The organism is Oryzihumus sp., assembly GCF_036391795.1.
Lineage (GTDB): Bacteria > Actinomycetota > Actinomycetes > Actinomycetales > Dermatophilaceae > Oryzihumus.
The window spans coordinates 1-6,812 of sequence record NZ_DASVZH010000291.1 but is presented as its reverse complement, the minus strand read 5'-3'; the positions used below and the strand labels follow the sequence as shown (position 1 = coordinate 6,812).

Below are 6,812 nucleotides of genomic sequence, written 5' to 3'. Positions count from 1 at the left end.
CGGCGATGCCGCCGGCCCCGACGATGGCCGCCTCAGCCTGCTGCCCCGGCAGCTCCCGTATCGCGCCGGCCACCGCCTCGAGCTCGTCACCGGCTCCCAGCGCGCGCACCAGGGCGTCCCGGTGCCAGGGGTAGTTCGCGTGGGTGCGCAGCCAGCCGTCGGCGGTGGACCAGAAGCGCGACAGCGGGGCGAACGACCCCGACGCGGCGGGCACCCCGTCCCGGCGGACGTAGCGCTCGCTGCGGACCGCCGCCGCGACATGGCCGGCGTCGAGGGTCACGGTGAGCGGGGCGCTGCCGCCGCGCTCCTCACCGAAGGCGGCCGCCGCCAGGAGCGCCGTGGTGACCGTCGAGAGGGCGGCCTCGCGGACCGGCAGGCGTGACGGCAGCAGCTCGGGGCGGTCGACGACGCGCACGCCCACCGCCGGAAACGCTGACGGCACAACGCTGTCGGCGTGCACGGCATCCCACAGCTCACGTGTCATGGCCCGGCGCAGGTCGGTCACGGCCCGATCATGGACCATGTCGGCGCCGGGCACGAAACGGGACCTTCGGACCGGCGGCCGGGGCCGGGGTTCCGCTGTGCTGGCAGCGGAGGTGGGTCCCATGTCCTGTGCTGTCTCACCGGTCCGACGGCGGGCCGTCCTCGTCGCGGTCGCGGTCGTCGCCGCCGTCGTCCTGACCTCATGCGCCGCCCAGGCCGACCCGGCAGCGCAAGCGCCGGGACCGGACGCCGCCGGCTTCTGGCTCGGGGTGTGGCAGGGGATCATCGTGCCGGTGGCGTGGGTGGTGTCGCTGTTCAACCAGAAGGTCGGCATCTACGAGGTCCACAACAACGGCGGCTGGTACGACTTCGGCTTCGTCATCGGCATCGGGATCGGCGCCGGCATCGGCCGCGGGCTGGGGTGGGCCGGCGGCAAGCGCCGGTCACCCTGAGCGCCAGTCAGCCTGGGCGCCAGTCAGCCTGGGGCCGGTCGTCTCAGCTGGTGACGTCCTTGCCCGCGAACCGGGCCCAGGCCGCGAGCCAGAACACCACGGCATACCCCAGGGCCAGGGTCAGGCCGCGCAGCGGGCCGTCCCAGGAGATCGGGGCCCGCAGCAGGTCGCCGAAGGACGTCCACCAGTGCGTGATCAGCCACGGGTGCAGCCAGCCCAGCTGCGGGATCGAGTCGGCGATGAAGCTCGCGACGTTGATGACCACGACCGCGATCGTCGCGCCGATCGGCTGCTCGGTCAGGGTCGAGACGAACAGCCCGACGGCCCCCAGCGACGCGAAGCCCGCAGCCAGGTAGAGCGACGCGAGCACCACGCGCCACACCCCGTCACCGAAGCCGATCTGCGTGCCCGACAGCAGCGTCAGCGGGCCGCCCCCGAACAGCGCCAGGCCGATGACGCAGCCGACGAAGCTGACCCAGAGGGTGGCGATGACCGTGAAGATGACGATCGCGGCGTACTTGACGGCGAGCAGCCGGGTGCGCTGCACCGGGATGGTCAGCAGGTAGCGCAGCGTGCCGATGTTGGCCTCACCGGCGACGGCGTCGGCGGAGATCGCCGCGACGGCCAGCGGCAGGAAGAGCCCGAGCTCGATGCTCAGCGACGCCAGCGCGACGAACAGTCCGTTGCCGGTGATCGCCGAGAGGAAGTCCGGCCCCCGGCCGTCGTTGCGTGGCGTCGAGACCTTGACCGCGACAGCGAGCAGGATCGGCACCGCCGCGAGCACGGCCAGACCGGCCAGGTTGCGCCGGCGACCGAAGATGAGCCGCAGCTCCGAGCCCAGGAACCGCAACGACGCCCGTCGGTGCGGCCGGACGACCGACGCACCCCCGATGGCCGACTCAGCCACTGACATCGAAGCCCTCCCCCGTGAGCGAGACGAACAGGTCCTCGAGGCTGGGCACCTCGACGGTGAAGCCGCGCACCGGCACCCCGGCACGCACCAGCTCGGCGACGACGTCCTCCGGCGGGACGGTGCCGATGAGCCCGCGGGCGTGCCCGTGGTCGACGGCGACCTCGGTCAGTCCCATCCGGCGCAGCACGCCGGCGGCGTCCTCGGGCCGGTCGGTGTCCACCCGGGCGCCCGGCTGGGCGCCCGCCCGCACCTGCCCGACCGGGCCCTGGGCGACCAGCCGGCCGATGTGCATGACCCCGATGTGGCTGCACATCTGCTCGACCTCGGAGAGCAGGTGGCTGGACACCAAGACCGTCGCGCCCTCCTCGGCCAACGAGGCCACCAGCGACCGGACCTCGCGGGTCCCTTGCGGGTCCAGGCCGTTGGTGGGCTCGTCGAGCACGAGCAGCTCGCGCGGGGCGAGCAGCGCCCCGGCGATGGCCAGGCGCTGGCGCATGCCGAGGGAGTAGGCGCGGTAGCGCTTGCCCGCCGCCGGGAGCAGGCCCACCCGGTCCAGCGCCGCGTCGATGCGGGTGGAGGCTGTGGCCGGGTCGGCGCAGCGGTCGGCCGCGTCGAGCCGGGCCAGGTTGGCCCGGCCGCTGAGGTAGGGGTGGAACGCCGGCCCCTCCACGAGGGAGCCGACCCGCGGGAGCACGTCCGCGGCCCGGGCCGGCATGGGCAGCCCGAGCACCTCGTGGCTGCCCGCGGTGGGCTGGATCAGCCCGAGCAGCATGCGGATCGTCGTGGTCTTGCCCGAGCCGTTCGGCCCGAGGAAGCCGTAGACCGCGCCGCGGGGCACGAGCAGGTCGATCCCGTCGACGGCGACCTGGTGGTGGAACCGCTTGGTCAGGCCGGACGTGCGGACGGCGGCGTCGAGGCCCGGGGCGTCGCCGCCCCGGGCCTCGGCACCTGCCGCGCGCGACGCGACGGCGAGGTCACTCACTTCGCCGCCAGCGCGGCATACAGCACCTGGGGGGTCACCGCGCCCGCCGCGACCCGGCCGTCGTCGGTGAGGACCACCGAGAAGAGCTTGCCGGCGAGCACCCGGCCCGTGCCCCAGGAGCCGGAGACCTTCGGCAGCGCCTTGAGCAGGGCGCCGAGCTGGCCCTGGTCGAGCTTGGCGGTGCTGCCGGCCGGGACGTTGGCCACGACCACGGTGGTCCAGCCGGTGCCCACGACCTTCGGGCGGTTGGCCGGGGTGGCCTTGGTCGCCGCGTCGGGGTTGGGCTGGGCCATGCCCATCTTCTGCGTGGCGGAGGCGGTGGCGTCGGTGACCTTCGCCCCCGGCGGCGGGTTGAACGCGAACTGCGCCGCGTCCGGCCGGGAGAAGTCGACGGCGGTGAAGCCGACCTCGAAGGCCGGATCGGCCGCGCCCTTGGCGAAGACCTGCACCCGCAGCGGGACGTGCTTGACCCCGTCAACCGCGATGCGGACCTGGGAGATGAGCGAGCGGGAGTCCTTGGGCGCCAGCAGCAGCTCGTAGGCCGAGCGCCCGGCGACGGTGGCGGTGCCACTGGTGGTGACCTGGGTCGTCGGGTCGAGCGCCGCGAGCGCCTTGTCGGCCGCCTCCTGCGGGGTCTTCGGGATGGCCGTGGCGTCGGGCGCCTTGTGCGCCGAGGTGTCCCTGGAGACCGTGCGGTGGGTCGCGGTGTTGTCGCGGCTGGACCAGGTCCACAGGTCGGTGCCGTTGAGGATGACGTCGGACTCGCCGAGCTCGCCGAGAAGCGCCAGCCGGGCCTTGTCCGGGCCGGCGTACCAGACCCGCAGGGTGTGGGTGCCCGAGACCATCGAGGCGAGGTCGGAGCTGCCCTGGCCACCGGTGCCGGGCAGGGCCGGGATGCCGAGGTCGGAGCGCTGCACGACGGTGCCGGACAGGCCGTCGAGCCGGGCCTGCTGCACGTCGACGAGCAGCTGCGCGGCGGTGCGCGGCGGCAGCCCGGCGTCGGCGTTGGCGGAGATGGTGCTGACCAGTGCGCCGCCACCGACGAAGGTGACGGCGGCGACCCCGGGCACGGCCCAGCGCAGCGCGGGCCTCTGGCTGAAGATGCTCATGGGCACATCGTGGCCGGGGGGCGCTGTGAGGCACCTGAGAAGTCACGGCGGACCTGCCTCGCCGACGCGTCGGCTCGTGACAGGCTGGGGCCGTGCGGCTGCTCGTGGTGGAGGACGAGGTGCGGCTGGCGACGGCACTGCGCCGCGGCCTGACCGCCGAGGGCTTCGTCGTGCACGTCGAGCACGACGGCCTGCTCGGCCTGGAGGCCGCTCGGCACGGCGACTTCGACGCGGTCCTCCTCGACATCATGCTGCCCGGCATGTCGGGCTACACCGTGGTGAAAACCCTTCGTGCAGAAGGCAACTGGGTCCCGGTGCTGATGCTGACGGCCAAGGACGGGGAGTACGACGAGGCCGACGCCCTCGACTACGGCGCCGACGACTACCTCACCAAGCCGTTCTCCTACGTGGTGCTGCTGGCCCGGCTGCGGGCCCTGCTGCGGCGCGACGTGCGCGCCCGGCCGTCGGTGCTGTCGGTGGGCGCCCTGCGCCTGGACCCGGCGACCCGCGACGTGAGCGTGGCCGAGGAGCCGGTGCAGCTCACCCCGCGGGAGTTCGCGCTGCTGGAGTACCTCATGCGCAACGCCGACCGCGTCGTCAGCAAGACCGAGCTGCTCGACCACGTCTGGGACACCGGCGACCTGACCGACCCCAACGTGGTCGAGGTCTACATCGGCTACCTGCGGCGCAAGATCGGCCGCGAGCACCTGACCACCGTGCGGGGCGCGGGTTACCGGCTGGCCTCATGAGGACCCGGGCGCCGAGCCTGCGCCGGCTGAGCCTGCGGGCCCGGCTGCTGCTCATCGGCGTGGCCGGCCTCGCCCTCGCGCTCGCCCTCGGCAGCGCCGCGCTCTACGGCGTGCTCGTCGTCACCGTCAACCACACCATCGACGCCGAGGCACGGGCCAGCGCCGCCGACGTCGTCGCCCTCGTCGACAGTGGCCGGCTGTCCAGCCCGATCCCGGTCGCCGGAGCCCAGGTGGTCCAGGTCGTCGACGCCTCCGGCCGGGTGGTCAGCGCCTCGGTCAACGCCGACCGGCTCACCCCGCTGCTGCGGCCGGCAGAGCTGCGGCAGGCGCTGGCCGGGCAGACCACCGAGGTGCCGGGCGCCCGTGCCGGGGTCAACGGCCCGCTGCGGGCGGTGGCCGTGCGTGCCGGGCCCGCCGCCACCCCGGTCTCGGTGGTCGTCGCGCTCCAGGTCGGGGACGTCACGCAGAGCCAGCGGGTGCTGCTGCGGACCCTGGTGCTCACCTACCCACTGCTGCTGCTCGCGCTGGCCGCGATCGCCTGGCGCGTCATCGGCTCGGCCCTGCGACCCGTGGAGGAGCTGCGAGCCGGGGCCGAGCGGATCAGCGGTTCCGGGCACGAGGAGCGCCTGCCGGTGCCCGCCTCCGCGGACGAGATCCACGCCCTCGCGCTCACCCTCAACGGCATGCTCGACCGGCTCGACGCGGCTCGCGAGCGCCAGCGCGGGTTTGTCGCCGACGCCGCGCACGAGCTGCGCAGCCCACTGGCCTCCATGCGCACCCAGCTCGAGGTCGCCGAGCGCCTCGGCGAGGGCGGTGACCTGCCCGCCGAGCTGCTCGTCGACGTCGCCCGGCTGACCCGGCTCGTGGAGGACCTGCTGCTGCTCGCCCGCGCGGACTCCTCCGTCGCGCCACCTCACCGGGAGTCCTTCGACGCCGCCACGCTGCTCACCGATGTCGCCGACCGGTATGCCGGGTCGCGGGTCCCCGTGTCGGTCACCCCGGGGGCCGGGCCGGTGCCGATCCGAGGCGACCGCGAGGAGCTGCGCCGCGCGCTGACCAACCTCGTCGACAACGCTGTGCGGCACGCCCGGGCGCGCGTGGTGCTCGCGGTGTCCGCGCCCGCCGGGGCGGCCGTCCTCACCGTCACCGACGACGGCCCGGGCATCCCGGAAGCGCTGCGGGAGAACGTGTTCGAGCGATTCACCCGGCTCGACGACGCCCGCGACCGGGACGCGGGTGGCACCGGTCTGGGCCTGGCGATCGTCCGCGAGCTGGTCCGCCGCTCCGGCGGGACGGTCCGGCTGCTCGACGCCGACCCGCCGCCCGGCCTGCGCGTGGAGCTGCGGTTCCCGCACGCACGGTGACCGGCACGGCATACCCTCCGGGCCAGCCCCACCAAACGCACGAAATCCGTCGAATCGGGCCGTTCACGGCCCTGATTCGACGGATTTCGTGCGTTCGGTCGAGGTGGGGGCGCCTCAGCCGGCGGTGAGCTCCGCGGCGACCAGCTCGGCGATCTGCGCGGTGTTGAGCGCCGCGCCCTTGCGCAGGTTGTCGCCGCACACGAACAGGTCAATGGTGTTCGGGAAGTCCAGCGCCTGCCGGATCCGGCCCACGAACGTCGGGTCGGAGCCCACCACGTCGGCGGGGGTCGGCCACTCGCCGGCCTGAGGGTCGTCGAGGACGACGACGCTCGGCGCCTCGATGAGCGCCTGGCGGGCGGCGTCGACGGTCAGCGGCTTGTCGAAGACCGCGTGCACCGCGAGCGAGTGGGTGGTCACGACCGGCACCCGCACGCAGGTCGCGGACACCTTCAGGTCGGGGATGCCGAGGATCTTGCGCGACTCGTTGCGGACCTTGAGCTCCTCCGAGCTCCAGCCGTCGTCCTTGAGCGAGCCCGCCCACGGCACGACGTTGAGGGCCAGCGGCGCCGGGAAGGGGCTGTCGTCACCGAGCTTGTCGGCGATCGCGGCGCGCACGTCTCCGGTGTGCTGCCCGAGCTCGCGGTGGCCGGCGACGACCTCGAGCTCGTCGTAGAGCCGGTCGACGCCGGGCTGCCCGGCGCCCGAGGCCGCGGGGTAGGAGGCGACGACGAGCTCCTTGAGCTCCCAGCCGGCGTGGAGC

The 6,812-nt window shown here is 74.2% G+C and carries 7 protein-coding genes and 1 pseudogene; 3 read left to right on the top strand and 5 right to left on the bottom strand.

Annotated features, from left to right (window positions below; translation table 11 throughout):
* Nucleotides 1–538, bottom strand: a pseudogene (locus VF825_RS17995) (hypothetical protein); the annotation flags it as partial.
* 67 nt (nucleotides 539–605) lie between these two features.
* Here VF825_RS17995 and VF825_RS17990 point away from each other — a divergent pair.
* A complete protein-coding gene (locus VF825_RS17990) occupies nucleotides 606–935 on the top strand; it encodes a hypothetical protein (protein WP_331115932.1) in 330 nt (109 codons plus the stop codon).
* Between the two features lie 43 nt (nucleotides 936–978).
* On the opposite strand, the gene VF825_RS17985 is transcribed toward VF825_RS17990, so the two are convergent.
* The 3 genes from VF825_RS17985 to VF825_RS17975 are packed head-to-tail and all read right to left on the bottom strand — an operon-like array spanning nucleotide 979 to nucleotide 3,939.
* On the bottom strand, nucleotides 979–1,848 hold the full coding sequence (locus VF825_RS17985; protein ID WP_331115930.1) for an ABC transporter permease: 870 nt from the start codon (nucleotides 1,846–1,848) through the stop codon (nucleotides 979–981).
* A complete protein-coding gene (locus VF825_RS17980; protein WP_414695893.1) occupies nucleotides 1,835–2,830 on the bottom strand; it encodes an ABC transporter ATP-binding protein in 996 nt (331 codons plus the stop codon). Before VF825_RS17980 ends, VF825_RS17985 begins: the two co-directional genes overlap by 14 nt.
* On the bottom strand, nucleotides 2,827–3,939 hold the full coding sequence (locus tag VF825_RS17975) for a DUF2092 domain-containing protein (RefSeq protein WP_331115928.1): 1,113 nt from the start codon (nucleotides 3,937–3,939) through the stop codon (nucleotides 2,827–2,829). Before VF825_RS17975 ends, VF825_RS17980 begins: the two co-directional genes overlap by 4 nt.
* A gap of 92 nt (nucleotides 3,940–4,031) precedes the next feature.
* Here VF825_RS17975 and VF825_RS17970 point away from each other — a divergent pair, with 92 nt between their 5' ends.
* The gene (locus VF825_RS17970) at nucleotides 4,032–4,688 is read left to right on the top strand and encodes a response regulator transcription factor (RefSeq protein ID WP_331115926.1); all 657 of its coding nucleotides are present in this window, start codon (nucleotides 4,032–4,034) and stop codon (nucleotides 4,686–4,688) included.
* Entirely contained in the window at nucleotides 4,685–6,052 is a 1,368-nt protein-coding gene (locus VF825_RS17965) for a sensor histidine kinase (protein WP_331115924.1), read from the top strand. The genes VF825_RS17970 and VF825_RS17965 overlap by 4 nt, the downstream gene beginning before the upstream one ends.
* A 114-nt stretch (nucleotides 6,053–6,166) precedes the next feature.
* Here VF825_RS17965 and VF825_RS17960 read toward each other — a convergent pair.
* Nucleotides 6,167–6,812: aspartate-semialdehyde dehydrogenase (locus tag VF825_RS17960; protein ID WP_331115922.1), on the bottom strand; the 646-nt coding region annotated here is incomplete at its 5' end.